Below are 20,175 nucleotides of genomic sequence, written 5' to 3'. Positions count from 1 at the left end.
GGGGGATCCTCTGCCAAGGCTTCGGTGCCCAGCCCGTCCCAGACGCTGATGGTGTTATCCCGGGAATTGGCCGACACCCAGCCGATGCGCCCGTCACCGTTCCAATCTCCCAACGCCAAACCGACGGGTCCACTGCCCGTTACGTAAGTGGCCGCACCCTCCAGACCGCCGGCGCCATTGTTCAGCAGCACCGCTACGCGCTGGTTTCCATATCCGGCCACCAGGACATCCTCGCGGCCATCGCCATTGACATCGCCCAAGAGCAAATCGTACCCGTCGGTCCCGCCGCTGCCAAATCGTCCGGTCTCCACCAGATTCCCATCCCCGGTCCCGGCCAGCAGCCCGACCTCATTGGCGCCGCTGGCCAACACGATCACGTCCAACACGCCATCTCCGGTCAGATCGGCCACGGCGACCTGTCGTGGATTGTTCCAGCCGGCATGGAACGTGGGATCCTCGAAGGTGCCGTCCCCCCGCCCCAGGGCGACGCCCACCGTGCCCACCGAGGCATTGGCCGTGACCAGATCGAGATGGCCATCGGCATTCAAATCGCCCAGGGCCATTCCCCAGACTCCCGCTCCTGCGGGGATGGAAATCGCCTGACCGAAATTGCCGTCGCCGAGACCCAATCGGACGGTTACGTTGCCGCTGCCACTGTTGCCGGCCACCAGGTCCAGGTGGCCGTCGTGGTTCAGATCCTCCAGGGCCACCGAACGTGGATTGTTCCCCGTGGCGAGGTTCGTCCGCGGCACCAAATTCCCGGTGCCATCCCCCAACAAGACGCTCACGTTGTGGCCGTAATAGTTTGCCACGACCACGTCCGTGGCGCCGTCTTCATTCAGATCGCCGGCCGCCAGCGCGGCAGGTCCATCCCCGACCGGCACCTCGGGTCCGATCTGAAACCCGCCCGTGCCGTCTCCGAGCAACAAGGTCACCCGATCCGCATCGAATCGCGCCACGACCAGGTCGAGGTCTGCGTCCCCGTCCAACGGGACCGCGACCAGTGCGTAGGGACGTCCCGACACCGCCAGGTCACCCACGGGCCCGAAGGAACCGTCGGGTTGCGGGCTGCCCTGCGGTGCCAAAGACGTTCCGGTCCAGATCGTGTCGTTCGAACGGTTCTCGATCCGGAACGGATCCAGTGGCTGGACGGTGAACTGGCGGAGGAATGCCGGGGCAAGCGGGTTGCCTGCGCGATCCATGACGGTGGAGGCGATGGAGAAACGCGTGGCACCCCACTGCAGGGGGCCGTCGTTGAGGGAGACGGTGACCGTGTTGGCGCCGGGGTAGGAGATCGTGAGCGGGTAGACCAGGTCATCGGCGGTGTTGAACACATTGTCGGGACCGGCCTGCCGCAGCGAGTAGGCGGCGGCATTGGTGGCGGTGGAGGGCCGGAGCGGCTCGGAAAAGGTGACGGTGAAACCGTGAATCAGGTCGGTGGTCGAGCCACCTTCTTCCGGCAGTGCGGCCGCGGTGACGGTGGGCGCGGCGGCATCCGTAATCGTGACGGCGAGGTAGTAACGGGCGAGCAAACCGCGGTTGGTGGGGGCAAAAACCCGGGCGAGGTAATCTCCCGGCTCGCTCACCGTGAAGTTGGTGCTGGTGGTGAGGGTGGCCACCGGGTTGATCTCCCCCAGCCGATACAGAACCATCGAGGCATCGCCGGTTTGGAGCGTGCTCCAGGGACCCAGTTGAAGCTCGGCCGACACGGTGTTACCCGCCTGGAGGGTGCCGAGGTGGAACCAATCGCCCGCGGCATCCTCCGCCGGCAGGGCCCCGATGCCACGAAGTTGGAAGGAGCCGGCCAGGAAAACCGCCGACAAACGCACGGCATTGTTGGTGTCGTCGTTGGGCTCGGATTCCAGAGTGGGACCGCGACTCAGGTCGGCCCGAACCGCGTAGTCCGACACCTGGTTGTCGGTGTACACGCGCACCCGGTACCCCCCGGGCGCAGGCAGGGGAACGTTCCTGAACTCGGCCACGCCGGAGGTGTCGCCGTTGACGGAAGCGATCGTCTGGCCCGAAGGATCCAACAGGCGCAACCGTGGCCGCGCGGCGCCGAGGGCCGCTTCGATGCGGACGCTGAGCCGGTCGCCACTCTCGGCGTTGAATGTCCAGTCATCGGCATTGGCGCTGCCCGTACCGTCGAACGTGTTGGTGCCGGCGGCCACGTACCAACCGGTTCCCGGCACGGCCTCGATGAAATCCAAGGTTTCGACACCTGCCCGGGCGCGTGGGACGGGCCAGGCGAGCAGGCAGAGAAATGCGAAAACCCCGCACCAACATCCATGAAGGGTCCGGAAAAGGCAGGGCATCCGCAGGCGGGCTGTCGGCCATCCTGCGGGCAGGGCGGCACCGCCGCAGCCCCGGGTTTGACAAGGCTCCATGGCAAGGGTGTCAACGGGAATCACAGGCTACAGGCTACGACCCGGTGGCATGTATGTCAACCGTGGCCGCGCCGGGTTGGAGTTCGCCTCTGCAGTTTGCCTCTGCAATCACGCCGTCAGTCTACGCGCCTTGCGATCCTGATGCCATCGGGGATGTTACTGATCCCCATGTCCGTATCCGACCCGAAGCCCGCCGGGGAAGGGTGCCCGTGCTCCCCACCTTCGAGCGCCCACATGTTCGCGACTGGCCTTGGTGTATCGGTCATGCTTAAGATGCCTGTCATGAGAGGGCTCCTTTGGCTCCGGCGCGCGGCGTGGGGACGCCGCTTCCGCTGGTGGTGTTTCGGGGTGCTCCTGGTGTTGGTGAGCAGCCCGTCCCCCGCGGAGGGTCAAGTGTCGGCGGTCGTGCCGGGTCATGGACGCGGGCCGCGGCTTCTGTTGATGCCGGAACCCGGACGGGAGACGGAACTGGAGGATCTGCACCGCCTGTTGAAGGTGCGTCGGATTCACGCGATGCCCGCCTTTGGCGGGTGGGAGATCGTGGAGCTGCCGGAGGGCGCGGACGCGGAGGCGATGCTGGAGCAGTACCGGGGCAGCGGGGCGGTTCGTCTGGTGGAGTTCGATGCACCGATCCACGCGGCCGCGTCGCTTCCCAACGATCCTTTTTTCCAAAACGGGGCGCAGTGGCACCTGAACAACTACGGGCAGAACGGGGGCGTCCCCGATGCCGATGTGGACGCGCCGGAAGCCTGGGACGTGGTGCGTGAAGCCACGAACGTGATCGTGGCCATTTTGGACAGCGGGGTCCGATGGACGCACGAGGATCTGAGAGAGAATCTCTGGCGCGATCCGCGCACGGGCTCGAACGGTCTGAACCTGGTCACCGGGAGCAACGATCCGTGGGACGACAACGGGCACGGAACGCACGTGGCCGGGCTGATCGGCGCCGTGGGGAACAATCAGCGCGGGGTGTGCGGCGTGGCATGGCGGGTTCGGTTGATGGCGGTGAAGGTCCTGGACGCCGCGGGCAACGGGTATTTCAGCGACGCGGTGATCGGCGTCGAGTACGCCCTGACCAACGGGGCGCGGGTGTTGAACATCAGTTGGACCAGTTCCACCAATTCGCTGGCTTTTTCCAATGTGCTGTGGCAGGCGGGACAGCAGGGCGCGGTGGTGGTGGCGGCAGCAGGCAACAACGGCCTCAACATCGACACCTTCCCTGCCTGGCCAGCATCTCTGCGGCTACCGAACCAGCTGACGGTGGCGGCCTCCACGCGATCGGAGACGGCCTACGGGCAGTCCGCCTACGGACCCGTGTCGGTTCATCTCTATGCGCCGGGTGCGGCGTTGTATTCCACTTCCAACGGGAGCGACTCGGGTTATGCCACCTTGAGTGGCACGTCGATGGCGACGGCGGTGGTGAGCGGAGCCGTGGCCCTGACGATGGCACGTTTCCCCGGGGCGGGTCCGGAGGAGATCGTGAGCCGGATCCTGGCGGCGGTGGATGTCAGGTCTGCGTATCAGGGACGGTGTCGAACCGGGGGCCGACTGAATCTGCGCAGGGTGGTGGATCTCCCGGGGCTTGCCATGGAGCCCGGTATGCCGCCGGTGCTGCGGTTGCAGGGCCAGCCCGGGCATGCCTATGACGTGTGGGGTTCGCCGGATTTGGTGCAGTGGGAATGGCTGATCCGGGCGACGCCCACTTCGGAAGGATGGAGCTGGCAGGACCCTGAGGCCGGACAACGCCCGATCCGTTTTTACCGGGCGGTGCCCGCGCCCTGAGGAGCGCCCGTTCCGTACGCACGATCTGCCCGGAGCAATCCCCGGCAAAGCCCGGCCGACCCGCTTCCCCGCAGGTGCCGCCCTCTGCACACCGTACCCGCGGGCGGGCCACGACGGCGATTCCCGCTTGACCGCGGCCGGGGTTCGGTTTGCACTAAGCCAGGCTGTCGGACGGGGCCGGCAGCATTAGAAAGGGGAAAAATACAATGGGTCAAAAACGGATCATCTCAGCCTGGATTCGAGGGGGAACCTGCACCGAACCTTTCGCTCCTCCGGCTTCGGATCGGGCCTGGCGACTGGTGTTGTTGGGCGCGCCCGGTGTGGGCAAGGGCACACAAGCGGAACTGCTTTCCGAACGACTGGGCGCGGTGCACCTGTCCACGGGCGACATCTTTCGTGCGGCGGGCAACCTGCCGCCGGAGCAGCGGAGTGCGGCGATGGAGGAGGCGCTGGGGTACATGCGCCGGGGCGAGCTGGTTCCGGACGAGCTGGTGATCCGACTGGTGGAGGAGCGGAAGGCGTGCCTGCGGCTTCCGTGCGGGTTCCTGCTGGACGGTTACCCGCGCACCGTGCCGCAGGCCGAAGCGCTGGACAATCTGCTGTCGGGCGAGGGTCTGGCGCTGGACGCCGTGCTGGACTACGAACTGCCGCTGGAAGTGGTGGTGCAGCGGCTGAGTGGACGGCGCATGTGCGCGCAGTGTCAGGCGGCCTATCACGTCGAGACCCTGCCCCCCAAACGGGAGGGCGTGTGCGACCATTGCGGGGGCAGGCTGGTTCAACGGCCCGATGACCGGCCGGAGGCGATTCGCGTCCGCATGGAAGTGTATCAGCGCAGCACGGCGCCGCTGATCGAGTATTACCGGGAGCGCGGGTTGCTGGTGACTGTTCCGGCAGAAGGCACGCCCGAGGAGGTCTTCGAGCGCAGTCTCCGGTTGCTCGAACAGAATGCCGCAGGCGCGACCCGCCGCGGCTGAGTGACCGGAAGGCTGGCACGTTTTTTCGCATCCGCCGATCTGCCCCGCGCGCAGACCGGGCACGGAAGGCCCGCCCGGGCGGGCGTCGCTCCGGCTCCGGTTCCGGACCGCACGCGCCGCCGCAGGCCGCCGGTTGGCCGCCCGCGGCGGAAAGAGAGCGGCAACAGGGCGCGCCCGTCATCCCCGGCCCCGATGGGGCAGTTGAGGCCTTCCAATGGCGACACAGACCCGCGGTGCGCGGCGGGTGATCTTCATGCGTTTGACGGCCCCGGCAGGAGCAGGGCTTGCGGTCCGATAGAGGGGCACTGGCCGGGCGCGGGAAGAGGGAGTAAATTGCCTCGGCCGGCTGGCACCTGAACCAAACCCATCCGACTTTGAACGAGACTTATGAGCAAGCAACTGACACTCGAACAGTGCATGGCCTTTCTCAACTGGCAGTGGGACAGCAACCGGCGGCCGGTCCGTTCCCAGATTCCCCTAACGAAGACGGCGGTCACGATCTCGCGGGAGACCGGCGCGGGCGGTCACGCCATTGCGGTGCGTTTGGCCGAGTGTCTCCAGGCGCTCTCTCCAAAGGGCAGTCCTCCGTGGACGGTGTTTGATCGGAATCTGATCGAGCAGGTGTTGGAGGATCATCATTTGCCGGCGCGGTTGGCCGAACACCTTCCGGAGGACACGTCGTCACAGTTGGACGACATTCTGGACGATCTGTTCGGGTTGCGACCGGATTCCTGGACGGTGGTGCAGGAGACTGCGGAGACGATCCTGCGGCTGGCGATGCTGGGGCATGTGATCCTGATCGGGCGTGCGGCTGCGGTGGTCACGGCGCGGCTGCCGCACGTCCTGCACGTGCGGTTGGTGGCGCCCTTCGAGGTGCGGGTGGAACGCGTGCAAGCCGACCGCAAACTGAGCCGGAAAGAGGCGGAGGAGGTGGTGCGGCGGGAGGACCGGGGTCGGGCCCGGTATTGGAAGCGCTATTACGGGGCCGACATTGCCGATCCCCTGCTCTACCATCTGGTGTTGAACACGGGCAGACTGAGTTGCGAGGCGGCGGTGGCGGTGATCGTGCAGGCGTTGCGGGCCGGGCCGGCTTCGGGTGGCGCTTGACCGACGACCGGAGGTCGGCCATTGGTGCTGCGCGTGAGCCGGAGACGGCGGCGCAAGTCGGGTGCGCGATCGCGGTCGGGTGGTCCCCCGCGGCGAAAACGGCGCGGGGGTGTGGCGATCGCTTGCGGCGTGGGTTTGTTGGTCCTGGCCGTGGCGGTCGGGCGGTGGTTTCCGCGTTCGTGGTGGCCGGAAATCGGGCAGTCGCAACCGGACAGGAAGCTGAAGGTCCGGCCCGGACGGGAGGCCGTCTCCACGCCCGGGGCCCGATCCACCCGCCCTCTGGTGCCCGAACCTCGTGCCGACTCTCGAGGTCAGCCGCCGGCAGCCGCGCCCGTTTCCGCCTCGCCGGGTTTGCGCGGAGGGCGGACGGAACCCGGCCGTGCGGCTGGAGAGGCGACCTATCCGCGGCCTGCGGCCGACTTGCTGGAGGTGCAGGTGGCGCTCGCGCGTCGGGTTTTGTCGCCGGGTTCGCTGGACGGTGCGTGGGGTCCGTCCACCAGCAGGGCGCTGGAAGCGTTTCAGGAGGAGGCCGGGTTGCCGGTGACGGGTGCCTGGGACGAATCCACCCGGCCGTTTTTGCTGGTGGAGCGTCCCGCGTTGAAGGTTTACACGGTGACGGAGGCCGACCGGCAGGGGCTGCAACCGCTGCACCGGAGCTGGTGGGGCAAATCGGTTCAGGAAGCCCTGGAACATGAGACGTTGCTGGAGCGGCTGGCCGAGCGTCACCACGTGTCGCCGCGGTTGTTGCAGCGGTTGAACCCGGGGCTGGACTGGGACGATCTGCCGCCGGGACAGACGATCCGGGTGCCGGACGCGGAGTATCCGCCGCCCCGGGCGCGCGCGGCGCGCCTGCAGATCCGGCTCGGCGCGCGCTGGCTGAGGGCGTACGATGAAGACGGCCGTTTACTGGCCCATTTCCCCTGCAGTGTGGCGCGGAACGTCGAGAAACGTCCGGTGGGGCGGCTCCATGTTTCGGTGGTGGTGGAACGGCCCAACTACACGTTCAATCCGGAGATCTTTCCCGACGCGCCCGAGTCGCAGGAACCGGGGCGCAAACTCATCCTGCCGCCCGGTCCCAACAATCCTGTCGGCCTGGCCTGGATCGGGCTCGACCGGCCCGGCTATGGGATCCACGGCACGCCGTGGCCCGAACGGGTGGGCCGCCCGGAATCCCGCGGCTGTTTCCGGCTGACCAACTGGGATGCGCTGTATCTGCTGCGGCTGGTGCGGGTGGGGACGCCCGTGGACGTGGAACCGTGAGGGTCCGGGGCCTTGGAGAGCCGCCCGGCCCGGGACGGTGCACCGGGTTCAATGGCAGCAGGCAGGTTGCGCGGCGTTGCCGACGGACGGGCTCAGGTACGGGATGCCCAAGGCCAGACCGCGCAAGACCAACAGGAGGCCCACGACTGCCACCGCCCAGGGGATCCCACGCTGGGTGCGAAGGCGGATGGAGGCCGGCAGGATCCCCGGCGCCAACGTGAGGGCCAACGTCAGGGGGACCGTCCCGAGACCGAAAGCGATCATGAACTGCAGCGCATGCACCAGGCTGCCGGAAGCCGTGGCGGCGCCGGCGGCCACGTAGACCAGGCCGCAGGGCAGAAAACCGTTGAGCAGCCCGAGACCGTAAAGCGCGGCAAGAGATCGTTCACGCAACAAGTCGCGCATGCCGTGGCTCAACCAGGCCGGGAGGGTCCAGGAGCCGAATGGACTGTGCCACAGGCGCTTCCAGAGCAACCCGCCCAGCAGCAGGAGGCCGATCCCCAGAGAAACCCACCGCTGGATGCCCACCCAGGACAAACTGCGGCCCAACAGCCCCACGGCCACGCCGATGCCGGCATACGTGCTGACGCGGCCCAGATGATACAGGAGCCGGCCGAAGAGCCAGGCGGCACGGGACTGACCGGTCCGGGGTAGCGCCAGCATCAAGGGCCCGCACATCCCCGCGCAATGCAGGCTGCCCGCCAGTCCGAGGGCGGTTCCGGAAATCCAGAGAGACCAGTGAACCCCACTTTCCATGGTGCGCGTGGCACGGGACCGGCTGGTGACGGATCTTGCTGCCTGCCCGGCCGGTCCCTGTGCGTTTTCCACTCTAGGGGCGGGTAAACCCACCGGGCAAGCACGGGGCGCACCGGTCCTGTCCGGGCTGGGGGAGGCAGGGTCGTGGTGCGGCCCTGCCCATCGGGGGGCCGCGCCGGACTGGTTTCATGCGCGCCGAAGGTTCATTTCCGGCCTGGCCAGGGGGATGGGATCGTCCCCCTCAGCAGCTCCGGACCGCCGGTGACGGCACGGCTCGAGGCATCCCCCGATCGGGGGATGGGCGCAGCGCGGCGGTTTCTGCTAAAAGGGAGAAGGTTGAGCCATGGAGACGAAGCCCGATCGAATCCATCCTGACACGCGGACGCGACCTGCCGCGACAGGAGGGGTCTGCCCTGCGCCCCTGCGAGTCCGCCGGCCTGCCGGGCGCATGGTGACGGCTGCCGGCCTGGCGGCTCTCATTCTGGGCAGCGCGGCAGCGGTGCAGGCCATGATCGTGGGGCCGTACGTGCCGGATGCGCACACGCTTCAGCTCTGGCACTTTGACGAATCGGCCCCGCCCATGACCAACGCGGTCGCCGGCGGTCTGGAACTGACGGTCCTGGGAGGCGGGGCGGTCTTGACCAATGTTTCCTATCCCGGGTTCGGTGGATCGCTCTCCACGTATGACGGCGGACCGGACGCGACGGCCGGGACGGACCGGGACGCCTACGCCGCTCCGCGCACGCTGGTCAACGGCAGCGGGGACAACGTGACGGTTACGTATGCGGACCCGACCACGGGGGCATTCACCATCGAGGCGCTGGTCCGGATAGACTTTGATCCCAACCTGAACTACGGTCCCGTGGCCAACGGCGGCAACGGCCGGGGCGCCCCGATGCAGATCGTCACGGGCGAGGACGAGGCCAACGGCGGCCGGATCTTCCAGTTCCGCATCGTTCCCATCGGGGTCATCAACAACAACCCGTACATCTACCTCGAGTTCATCAACGTGCATCAGGCGGTCTCGCCCATCGAAAACATCACGGTGCCCATTCCCACGGACGGACCGGACGCCATCCAGCAGGGCCGGTGGTATCACGTGGCGGTGACCTACAACGGCAGCGAAGGCATGCCCGACAACCTGCGGTTTTACTGGACGCGGATGGATCCGGACCGGACGGAAGCCAGTTTGATCGGCACCTGGACGATGATCAACGACCTGCCGGTGGCGCCGACGGATTTTGTGGTGGGCAACATCGGGCGCAACCCGTCCCAGAACAACTTTGTGGGGCTGATTGACGAGGTCCGCATCAGCAGCATCGCCCGTCCGGCCAACGGCATGATGTTCGCCCCGCCCCTGCCGGTGGTGGTGACGCAGCCCGAACCGCAAACGGTCGCCGTGGGCCAATCCTTCAAACTCTCCGCGGCTGCCGCGGGTCAGCCGCCGCTTTTCTACCAGTGGGAACGCGACGGACAGCCGATCGCCGGCGCCACCCGGGAGGTGTACAGCGTGGCCGTGGCCACGCCGGATGACGCGGGCACCTACCGTCTGGCGGTGTCGAACGCCGCGGGCGTGGTGTACAGCGATCCGGTGAGCGTCACGGTCCGGAATCCGAACACCCTCGTGTGGACGCCGCTGGCGAGCTGGAACTGGAACTTCACCGACGTGAACTGGGATTCCAACCAGGACAACCGGGCGGACACGGCCTTTGCGGGCGGGGACCGCGTGGTGTTCAACGACGCGGGGTTGTACGCGCCGGTGGCGTATGTGGAAGCCCCGGTCAATCCCAGCGAGATCCGTGTGAACACGGTCGGGGAATACCAGCTGACCACGATCAGCGGGGCCGCGCTGGTGAACCGGACGCACATCATCAAGGAAGGGAGCGGCACCCTGACGCTCGACGTGGATCATCTGGGCGAGGGAGTGACCGAGATCCGCGACGGCGTGTTGCAGGTCGGAGCGGGCATGAGCAGTCGCGGGAGCCTGCCTGCCGGGCCGATCACGAACCGGGCCACCCTGGTGTTCAACCGGACCGGGACGTTGGACGTGCCGGGGCCGGTCCACGGTGCGGGCACGTTGATCAACAGCAACACCGGCACGGTGCGCTTGTTGGGCACCAACGGACTGGCGGCGGATGCGCGGGTGATCATTGATCGCGGGACACTGGTTTTCGGGCCGGCCGCGCTCGGTGCGGTCACGCAGGTGATGGTGCGACCGTTCGGCCCCCTGCTGGGGAGCATCCTCGGCCTGACCGGCGGCGCGGTGGTCGGTTCCAACGTGACGGTTCGGCTCGCGTCCATGAACTGGTCGGACGGCATTTCCACCTACGACTGGCGTTCGAGCATCTGGGCCGAGGCCGGGTCGAATACCGTCCATGCACGCCTGCACCTGGAGGGGAACAACACGATCTTCCTTTCGCAGGAAGCGGGTGCGTGGTTGGAAGTGGACGGTGCGGTGGAGGGACCGGACTTCACCTATCAATTCGCCATGCGCGGCAGCGGGGAGGGCCTGCTGCGCAGCGTGGTGAATCTGCCCCGGGGGGCGTTGGCCAAGACCGACGGCGGCGTCTGGACCGTGGCCGGTGACGGCAACGCCAGCACCTACGAATATGTCCTGGTCGTGGGCGGCCGGCTGGCCATCGGCAACGACGACGCCCTTCATCCGCACGCCTATCTGCGGCTGGGGAACGGGGTGTTCGACCTGGCCGGGTTCAATCAAACCGTCAGCGGTCTGAGCAACGAGACCTCGGGTGTACGCTTGATTGCCAACAGCAGCACCAACCGCGATTCAGTTCTCACCGTGGCCACGGGCCGTTCGTGGGTCTTCGACGGGCAGATTGCCGACAGCACCGCCGGCGGGACGCGCACCGTGGGCCTCACCCTTCGGGCCACGGCCGACGCCAGTCTGACCTTCACCGCCGCCCAACCGTACAGCGGGCCCACGCGTGTCGAGGCCGGCCGATTGGTCCTGCTCGGCCAGGCCGCCCTGCCCAACACGGTTTCGCTCTGGCTTGGTCCCGGGGCGACGCTCGACGCCAGTGGCCGTTCCGATGCCGCCTTCACGATCGCCCCGCATCAAACGTTGTCCGGGGCGGGAACGATTTCCGTCAGCGGCAATTTGACCAACGCGGGAACGATCGAGCTCCTCGTGGGCAAGACCAACGGTGTGGTGAGCGCGACCCGGCTGGTGGTGTCGGGGCATCTTCAGCACGCCGGTTCCCTGCGCCTGGTCCTGCAGGGCGAACCCCTGGCGGCCGGTGACGCGCTGGCCCTCTTCTCGAGCGCCAGCGCGGCCGGTGCATGGACGGGGATCGAGCCTGCCGTGCCGGGTCCGGGTCTCCAGTGGGACACGACCACCCTGCTGACCGACGGGACGCTCCGGGTGGTGCCCGGTAAGACGCCGGAGCCGGTGATCGGCACGGTGCGCTGGGAAGGCAGTCAGTTCTTCCTGAGCGGGTCAGGTGCACCCGCGGGATCCACTTTCACCGTGTTGGCGAGTCCGGACGTGACCCGGCCTGTGAACGAGTGGACGCCGGTGGCGACCGGGTCGGTGGAACCGGACGGGACGTTCCGGATCGCCGTACCGGTTATGGCGGGTCAACCTGTGATGTTTTACCGGTTGCGGTTGCCTTGACGCAATCGGTGGAGCGTGCGGAACTTCAGGGCATGGGAAGTCGGAAACAGGCAAAACCATGAGAATACAACTCGCACTTGCGGTGCTCGGCGCGGGGCTGGCGACAGCCCCGGCCCAACTCACCATCTACAACCACCAGTTCAACGGTTCCGGCGGCCCGCTGAACGGCACGCCGGAGACCGTCAGCGGGGTGGCCTGGCAGGCGGGGTCGGTCTTCCTCGACAACGGGGTGGTCCAGACCCTGGTGGCCGGTTCGGCCAACGGTCAGGCTGCGTGGTTGCCTTTCACGCCGCAGAGCGGGCTGATCTACACCGCCACGGCCACCATCCTGAACAACCAGCCCAACTGGATCGCGTTCGGGTTCATGCCGGCGACGCCGCCGGGCGGGGATTGGACGGCCACCAGCTTCAATGTCCGGCACTCGAACAATGGTGCGTATTTGTGGGCGCTGACGCGGAACAACCCCACCCAGAACGACCAGCAGGCCTTCACCGGCCCGAACACCAGCGGTGGGTTGGCCAACTTCAACGGTGACCTTGTCGATCCGGCGCAGCCGGTCGAGATCAAGATCGTCCTCGACACCACCGCTGACACCTGGACGGCCGAGTTCCTCCTGAACGGCACCAGCCGCCAGACGGTAAACGTACCGGATGCGGCCAAGACCGCCATCGGCGGCATCGGCTTCAGCCGGGATCGCAATGCCACGGACAACCCCGGCGGCGTGATCCAGTCGTTCAGTCTGACGGTGGTGCCGGAGCCCACCAGCGGTGCGCTGCTGCTGACCGGCCTGGCCCTGTTGGGTCTGATCCGGGCGCGTCGGATTGCCTGAGCCATCCGGCAATCATTGAATCTCCGGGAAGGGCCGTCCGGTCCGGCGCCCCTCGACGGACGCCCGCGTCGGACGGCCCTTTTGTTTCGATCTTCCGCCGTGTGGTTCGTTGCAACCAGCCCGCTTCAGGCCCCACCGGACAGGTCTGATGGCTTGGATTCGGGTGCTCTTCGCGGGGCGCCGCTGTCGGTCCGTGCGGTCGGGCGGCGCCGGTCCGGGAAGGGATGGCGGCCTGGCGCGGTCCTTTGGCCGGTTGTGCTCCTGGCCTGGCGTCCTGCCGGGGCGCATCCGCTGTATCTCGAGGCGCTCCGGGATTTCGAGCGATATGCTGAGGGCGTGTGGCGCCAGGCCACCCACGCCGGTGCACCACCGCAGACCGGTTATTGGGGGGACGGCAACAGCAGCGGCAACGGCGGCATTCGGGGTTCGTGCGGTATCGCGGTGGCCTACGCCACGCTCGTGTATGCGGAGCCGGACAGCGCCGAGAATGCGCGCCGTATGGACCGGATCCGGCAAGCCCTGGACTATGCGGCGGAGACGCACCTGACGGGATCCGGCCTGGCGCGGGACGGTCGCCGCTGGGGTCACGGCTGGCAGACGGCGATGTGGGCCGGTTCGATGGGGCTGGCCTGTTTGCTGGTGGAAGACCGGCTGCCGTCCAACACGGTGGCGCGGGTGCGGCGTGTGCTGGCGGACGAATGCGACCACCGGGCGGGCATCCCGCCCGCCTCGGGTTACGTCAGCGACACGAAATCGGAGGAAAATGGCTGGAACAGCAACGTGCTCGCCCTCGGCGCCGCCTGGTTGAGCGACCATCCCCGGGCTCCGATCTGGCTGGAGGCGGCCAAGCGGTACCTGGTGAACACTTACACAGTGCCAGACAGCAGCGCGGATCCGTTGGCGGCCTGGATCACCACGGCCACGCTGTACCCCGGTTACGCACTCGAGAACCACGGGTTCTTTCATCCCACGTATCAGATGGTGGGCGGCATGTCGTTGGGCGATTCGCTGTTGATGGCCCGGTTGGCCAATCCGGCGGTGGCCGCCGAGCTCCAGCCTTTCGCCGAGCACAACGTGTTGGCGGTGTGGCATCGCGTATTGGCGCCGTTGTTGCTGGACTCGGGCGATTTTGCCTATCCGGCGGGTTTGGACTGGGAGCTGCACGATTTCGAGCACAACAGTTACCTGGCCTGGCTGGCGACGCATTTCGATGACCCGCTGGCCCGATGGGCGCACGAGCGCGTCGCCCAATTGGTGCGGTACCGCCAGCGGATCAATGGCGACGGCAGCTTCGTCGGTCCCAGCGGAGGAGGTTTCTACCGGGAAGCGGTGGAAGCGCGGCGCACGGCCATTGCCTGGCTCCACAGTCGGGTCAATGAACATCCCACGGGGACCACCGTGCCGCCAGCGGAAGTCGTCCTGCATCTTCCGGACGTGCAGGTCTTGCACCTGCGCTCTGTGCGCGGCTCGTTTTCGGTCAGCTACAAGCCGGACCGGGTCATGGCGGTGGTGGAACCGGCGGCGCGGTCCGTGCCGGAGGACGCCTTCGTGAGCACGCCGCGTCTGCCGGGGATTCTCGGCCTGGGCACGTGGGGTCCTCCCACCGGGGCCACGCTGCTGGGGCTGGAGATGTCGTCGAACCATTTCGACGCCCTGCTGGCCCTCAGCAACGGCGCGGCCGGTTGGACGCTGGCCCGCGTGTTTTGCGACGGCGAAACGTTCGCTCTGGTGGAGGTGCCGCATCCCCTCGGAGGGGGCGGCCCGGCCGATCCGGGTTCGTTCGTTTGCGGGATAGAAAACGATCCGCTCACCGGCGGGGCACGCGCCCTGGCTTGGTCGGCAGGCGTCGTGTGGATCACCAACCGGTCCGGCCTGACCGTGACCGTTACGAATCCGTGGATCTGTGTGGCCGATCGCTTCGGTGTGGCGGCCGGGCCGGCCGGTTGGTTCGAATATCGTGCCGCCACGGACTACAACATACCGGGAGCAGCGGAGGACACGCTCCGGTTCATCCCGGCCCTGTCGGCGGGCCCGCGCTATGCGGTTTGGATCGTCGGGCGCGGGCCTGCGGAGCTGGAGGCATGGGCGGCGCAGATCGGCTGGGAAACGCGGTCGAACACGGCCCGCCTGAGCTGGCGCGGCCGGAACGACCAGGTGCGCACGCTGGAGGTGGCGCTGCCCCGGATGCCGGCCTTTCCGCCTTACGCGGTGGCACCGGTGCGCGGGTCGGCTTCGTCCACACAGGGGACCTACACCTTCGACCGGACGTTGGACGGTCGCACGGACACCTTCTGGGTTTCGCTCTACGGTCCGACCAATCGTGCGGAGTGGCTCTGGGTGGCCTGGGACCGTGAGGTGGCGCTTTCCGGCGCCACGCTGTTGCCGAGGACGGATAACGGCGGCTACGGGCCGAGCCGGGTCCGGTTCCTGGCCAACGTGCCGGAACCGGTGCCGGGCGGAGGCCCGCCCGCGGGAGGACAGCTCGTCTACGAGGGATCCGTCCCACCGGATGCGCCGCTGCAGCTCACGCTGGACCCGCCCATGCGGGTGACCAACGCGATCTGGGTGATGCTCGGCGCCTATGACCGGGGCAACACGAATCAGCCGCGCAACGTTCAGGTGGCCGAACTGACCTTCACCGAGCGCGCCCGCCCGGGGACCTACGGCGACTGGCTCTTGAACGCCTTCCCGCCGTCTGCACGGGAGCAGCCGGAAAACGTCGATCCGCAGGCCGATCCCGACCAGGACCGGTCGCCCAATCTGGTCGAATACGTGGCGGGGACCGACCCGCTGGATCCCGAGTCCGTCGCGTCCGGTTGGAGCCCGGGTCGGCGCACCCCGGATCAAGTAAGCTGGGTGTGGGTCCGGAGGGCGGAGACGCCGGGCCTTACCGAGACGATTCTGAGATCCACGAACCTGGTGGACTGGACGCCGGCGGAACCGCTGCGGCGGACCTTGTTGCAGTCGGCCGAAGGTCGCGAGGTTTGGGAGGTTGCCTTTCCCATCGAACCCGGTGCCCGGTTTTACCAGCTTCGATACCAATTGCAGTTCGATCGCTGACCGTTTAGATCGAAGTCCGTCATGAGCTCACCGGAACGTCCGTCTCCACACCTTTCGGATCGGCAGATGTCGCCGTGTCGGCGCAGCCGCGGCGCGACCGCCACGAGGGCCACGCTCTGTGGCAGGTTCCCCGCCCGGAGGGTGATCGAGTTCATGATCGCCGGTCTGCTGGCGGTCGGGCCGCGCGTCGTGTATGCAGGAGCCGATCCGCTGGAGGCCGGTTTTGCCGATCCCCCGCCGGAGGCTCGCCTGCGCGCCTACTGGTGGTGGTTGAACGGCAACGTGACGGCCGAGGCCATCACCCGGGACCTGGAAGAGATGAAGGCCAAGGGATTCGGCGGTGCGATCCTGTGCGATGCCGACGGTTCCAACCAGGACGGCAACGCGCGGGTGCCGCACGGACCGACCTTTCTTTCCGGGGAATGGCTGAGGCTCTTCCGTCACACGCTGGATGAGGCGGCGCGCCTGGGATTGGAAATCAGCCTGAACATCCAGAGCGGATGGAACCTCGGCGGGCCGATGGTCCCGCCGGATGACGCGCCCAAAAAGGTGGTGTGGAGTTTCACGCGTGTGAAGGGGCCCACCAACGCGGTGCTGGCGTTGCCCCGGCCCGAGTCGCGCGACGGTTATTACCGGGATCTTTACGTGCTGGGCTATCCCCTGCGCCGCCCGGAGGCCACCGGCACCGCGGAGCAGCCCGAAGTGTCCGCCAGCTCACATCAGGCTGCCTATCCGCCCGGGCAGGCGCTCGACGGAGATCCGGAAACCTGGTGGGTGTCGGACGGTGCCGCGCCGGGCGACGGGCCGCATCCGCGCCGGCCGGAGTGGTTGGAGCTGAAGCTGCGGGAACCGGTGGAGATCCATGCGGTGGGTCTGCTGCCCCGCCCGGGCTACGGACCCCGGGAGGCCGAACTGCTGGTGTCCGAGACGGGCGAGGATTTCCGGCCCCACCGGCGGTTTCGGGTGGCGCGCGAGGGGCCGACCCGGATCGAGCTCGAGCCTCTGCGCGTGCGGGCCGTGCGGATCGCGTTTTTGGGCTCCCGCGATCCGCGGTTTCCCCGGGCAGCGCGCAATGTTCAGGTGGCCGAACTCTGGCTGGAAAGCGCCGAAGGTACGATCCCGCAGGCGGCCGCGCGGGCCCGTCCCTTGAAGAACTGGGCGCAAAAGGCCATGCACCGGGCCCTGGAACCGTTCTCGGCGCCGGATTCCAAACCGCTGTTCGAGGAGTGGCCGGGCGTGCCGGGGGAGGAGGATCTCCGGGCGGAGACGGTGCGCGATCTGAGCGCGCAAATGGACAGCGAAGGAAAACTCCATTGGGCGGTGCCGGAGGGGGAATGGGAGATCCTGCGCCTGGGATGCACACTCAACGATCACTGCTACGTATCCACTTGCAGCGAGGGATGGGAAGGTTACGCCATTGATCCGTTCGACGACGGTGCCTTCCGTCGCTACTGGGATGCCGTGGTGGAAAAACTGCTCGACCATGCCGGCCCGCACGTCGGGCGCACCCTGAAATACCTGCACACCGACAGTTGGGAGGTCGAGGTCGCCAACTGGACCCCCACCCTGCCCCGGGAATTCCGGCGCCGGCGCGGGTACGATCCGATCCCCTGGCTGCCCGTGCTGGCCGGCCGGATCGTCAACAGCCGCGAGGAGAGCAACCGGTTTCTCAACGATTTCCGCCGGACGTTTGGTGATCTGGCCATTGACCATCATTACCGCCTCTTCCGCGAAGGGGCGCATCGCCGGGGTCTGTTGATCCATCCCGAGAGCGGCGGTCCCCATGCCGTGCCGATTGATGCCCAGCAATGCCTCGGCTTCAACGACGCGCCCATGAGCGAGTTCTGGGCCTGGTCATGGCGGCATCGCGTGGGGGATGCCAACCGGTTCTTCGTAAAACAACCGGCCTCCGCCGCGCACACCTACGGGCGGCGACTCGTCCTGGCCGAAGGGTTCACCACCATCGGCCCCCACTGGCAGGAGACGTTGTGGGACAATCTGAAGCCCTCGTTTGACAAAGCCTGTACCGAAGGGCTCAACCTGCTGGTCTGGCACGCGTTCGTCTGCTCGCCGGAGAGTGAGGGCGTGCCGGGCCAACAGTACTTTGCGGGCACCCATCTCAACCCGCTGGTCACCTGGTGGGAGAAGGGCCGGCCGTTCTTCGACTACATCAACCGCTGCCAGTTCCTCCTGCAGCAGGGCCGCTTCGTGGCCGACGTGGCCTTTTACTACGGCGATCACGTACCCAATTTTGCCCAGCTCAAGAGCAGCGACCCGGCCGGGATCCTGCCCGGCTACGATTACGACGTGGTCAGCGCCGAAGTCCTGCTGGAACGGATGGAATTCCGCAATGGGCGGTTCGAGCTGCCCGACGGCATGAGCTACCGGGTCCTGGTGTTGCGGGATCTGGGCGTGATCTCGCCGCCGGTGCTGCGGCGGCTCAAAGCGTTTGTGGACCATGGAGCCATCGTAGTAGGCCGGCGGCCCAGAAGCCCGGGCACCTTGACGGATTATCCCCGCTGCGATGAGGAGTTCCAAGGGCTCGTGGAAGCCCTCTGGGGACCGCCGGATGCCCCTTCGCCGCGCCTGCAGGGCGGCCGTCCCGAGCCGCGGCGCATCATCGCCGACCGCGGCGCCCGGCAGGTCCTCCAGGAACTCGGCATCGCGCCGGATTTCGAATGGGAGCCGGTGGCGGAGGCCGGTCCGGCCGATCTCGATTACATCCACCGCCGCACCGATGAGGCGGACATCTATTTCGTCGCGCACCGCGGCACCAACGCCACACGCGTGCGCGCCACCTTCCGCGTCGGTGACCGGGCACCGGAACTGTGGGATCCGGTGACCGGCGGGCACCGGTTCGCCACCGATTACGAGGTTCGCGACGGGCGGGTGTCGCTGCCCCTGGAATTTGCGCCCTGCGGTTCGTGGTTCGTCGTGTTCCGGTATCCGGTCGGGCAGCATCCGCCCACGGGCCACCCGAATCATCCGCGGTTCCGAACCCTCCAAGAAATCGGCGGGCCATGGACGGTCCGCTTCGATCCCGCCTGGTCGGGCATTGCCGAGGTGCGCATGGAGCGTCTGATCAGTTGGACCGAGCATCCGCACCCGGACATCCGTCACTATTCCGGCACCGCACGGTACGAAACGACGTTTCGATGGATGCCGGATGACCGGGCGCAGGCCCGGACGGCGGAACCCGCCGAGGTCTGGCTCGATCTGGGCGACCTGCGCGAGCTGGCGGAGGTGCATCTCAACGGCGTCTCCTGTGGCATCGTATGGGCGCCGCCTTTCCGCGTGCGCCTGACACCCGCTCTCCGGCAGGGCCAGAACCAGCTCGTGATCGAGGTGGTCAACTTCTGGCCCAACCGCCTCATCGGCGACGCCGCGCTCCCGCCCGATCAACGCCGCACCCGAACCAACATCCGGAAGTTCACACCGGAAACGCCGCTGATGCGGTCGGGCCTTTTCGGTCCGGTCCGGCTTCTGGCGCCCGTGCCGGCGGATGAAAAGGTCCGATTCGACGCCGGAAGGACCGGAAGTTTGGACGGCGGGTGATTTGGTGGCGGTCCGTGCGCGGGTTCACACCTTGTCCGCGCCCCCGGGCCCCGGGTCCGAAGGGGTCCCGTCCGTTTGTCGCTGCTGCAGCAGGCGACGCCGCCGTTGCTGCACCGCCTGGCGGAGAAGGTATTCGATCTGTCCGTTGAGACTGCGCAACTCCTGCTGGGCCCACGCCTCCAGCTCCCGCAACAGTTCGGGATCCACGCGCAGCAGAAATGCCTTTCGCCCCGCCATCAGAACTGCTTGCGCACCGGTTCCGACTCAAATCCGAGCGCCCGCACGAAGGCGTGCGGATCGTCCGGACTGATCACCACCGTACGATCCTCGAACTCCAGCACCACGCAACGGCTCGAGTCCGTCACCCAGGCACGAAACCGGCCCAGGCGCTTGCTGTAAAACCAACCCACCATGGCCATGAAACCCGCCATGCCCCACAGGCGCACCGCTCCCCGAAGGGCGTCCGGATCCACCCGGGCCGAAACCAGCCCGGTCAGCGGGATCCGCGTCCACCAGAACGAACGCCGGATCCACAGTTGCCCGTGGCGCAGGGCGTAGCCGCGCACGCTGTACAGCGCGCACAGGCCCAGGATGAACCAGATCAGCCCGACGCCCACCCACGCCCAGGGCTGCGACCGGTGTTTGGGTGCCTGCGCCACCGTCACCGGGATCACGATGAGCACCAGCAACAACGCAGCCGTGGTGAGGCGGTTGCCCCATCCCCACGGTGCGCCGAACTCCCGAGCTTCATACTGTGGCAGGGAACGGTTCATGAATCAGTGTTGCGTGAGCGGGTGCGCCCGTGCGGGCGTCGGTTGTCCCGTTCGGATG

Annotated in this window: 12 protein-coding genes; 8 read left to right on the top strand and 4 right to left on the bottom strand. The window is 67.4% G+C overall.

Going from position 1 to position 20,175, the window contains the following annotated elements:
• The coding region (locus tag ACPDIX_RS08360) for an FG-GAP-like repeat-containing protein (RefSeq protein ID WP_423431329.1) at positions 1–2,210 on the bottom strand (2,210 nt) is incomplete at its 3' end.
• A 459-nt stretch (positions 2,211–2,669) separates the two neighbouring features.
• On the opposite strand from ACPDIX_RS08360, the gene ACPDIX_RS08355 reads away from it, so the two are divergent.
• The 4 genes from ACPDIX_RS08355 to ACPDIX_RS08340 all read left to right on the top strand — a co-directional run bounded on the left by ACPDIX_RS08355 (position 2,670) and on the right by ACPDIX_RS08340 (position 7,510).
• Positions 2,670–4,169, top strand: a complete 1,500-nt coding sequence (locus tag ACPDIX_RS08355; RefSeq protein ID WP_423431328.1) for a S8 family peptidase — start codon at positions 2,670–2,672, stop codon at positions 4,167–4,169.
• A gap of 206 nt (positions 4,170–4,375) precedes the next feature.
• Positions 4,376–5,143, top strand: a complete 768-nt coding sequence (locus ACPDIX_RS08350; RefSeq protein WP_423431327.1) for an adenylate kinase — start codon at positions 4,376–4,378, stop codon at positions 5,141–5,143.
• Between the two features lie 387 nt (positions 5,144–5,530).
• Positions 5,531–6,250 carry an AAA family ATPase gene (locus ACPDIX_RS08345; protein WP_423431326.1) on the top strand — a complete coding sequence of 240 codons (720 nt, stop codon included), beginning with the start codon at positions 5,531–5,533 and terminating at the stop codon, positions 6,248–6,250.
• Positions 6,251–6,361: 111 nt separating this feature from the next.
• On the top strand, positions 6,362–7,510 hold the full coding sequence (locus tag ACPDIX_RS08340) for a L,D-transpeptidase family protein (RefSeq protein WP_423431325.1): 1,149 nt from the start codon (positions 6,362–6,364) through the stop codon (positions 7,508–7,510).
• Positions 7,511–7,558: 48 nt separating this feature from the next.
• Here ACPDIX_RS08340 and ACPDIX_RS08335 read toward each other — a convergent pair whose 3' ends face one another.
• Complete coding sequence (locus ACPDIX_RS08335; protein ID WP_423431324.1) at positions 7,559–8,266, bottom strand: sulfite exporter TauE/SafE family protein; 708 nt, start codon at positions 8,264–8,266, stop codon at positions 7,559–7,561.
• 343 nt (positions 8,267–8,609) lie between these two features.
• Here ACPDIX_RS08335 and ACPDIX_RS08330 point away from each other — a divergent pair, with 343 nt between their 5' ends.
• The 4 genes from ACPDIX_RS08330 (at position 8,610) to ACPDIX_RS08315 (ending at position 19,344) form a co-directional block, all read left to right on the top strand.
• A complete protein-coding gene (locus tag ACPDIX_RS08330; protein WP_423431323.1) occupies positions 8,610–11,900 on the top strand; it encodes an immunoglobulin domain-containing protein in 3,291 nt (1,096 codons plus the stop codon).
• 58 nt (positions 11,901–11,958) lie between these two features.
• Positions 11,959–12,729: a PEP-CTERM sorting domain-containing protein gene (locus ACPDIX_RS08325; protein ID WP_423431322.1), complete on the top strand. Its 771-nt coding sequence runs from the start codon at positions 11,959–11,961 to the stop codon at positions 12,727–12,729.
• A gap of 255 nt (positions 12,730–12,984) precedes the next feature.
• Positions 12,985–15,789, top strand: a complete 2,805-nt coding sequence (locus ACPDIX_RS08320; RefSeq protein WP_423431321.1) for a hypothetical protein — start codon at positions 12,985–12,987, stop codon at positions 15,787–15,789.
• A gap of 21 nt (positions 15,790–15,810) precedes the next feature.
• Entirely contained in the window at positions 15,811–19,344 is a 3,534-nt protein-coding gene (locus tag ACPDIX_RS08315) for a glycosyl hydrolase (protein WP_423431320.1), read from the top strand.
• A 24-nt stretch (positions 19,345–19,368) separates the two neighbouring features.
• Here the strand turns inward: ACPDIX_RS08315 and ACPDIX_RS08310 are convergent, their stop codons facing one another.
• Both ACPDIX_RS08310 and ACPDIX_RS08305 read right to left on the bottom strand, forming a co-directional pair.
• Positions 19,369–19,581: an Arc family DNA-binding protein gene (locus ACPDIX_RS08310; protein WP_423431319.1), complete on the bottom strand. Its 213-nt coding sequence runs from the start codon at positions 19,579–19,581 to the stop codon at positions 19,369–19,371.
• Complete coding sequence (locus ACPDIX_RS08305) at positions 19,581–20,117, bottom strand: PH domain-containing protein (protein ID WP_423431318.1); 537 nt, start codon at positions 20,115–20,117, stop codon at positions 19,581–19,583. Before ACPDIX_RS08305 ends, ACPDIX_RS08310 begins: the two co-directional genes overlap by 1 nt.
• Between the last annotated feature and the right edge of the window lie 58 nt (positions 20,118–20,175).

Source organism: Limisphaera sp. 4302-co (assembly GCF_049537155.1).
GTDB lineage: Bacteria > Verrucomicrobiota > Verrucomicrobiia > Limisphaerales > Limisphaeraceae > Limisphaera.
This window is presented reverse-complemented; position numbering and strand designations above follow the sequence as displayed.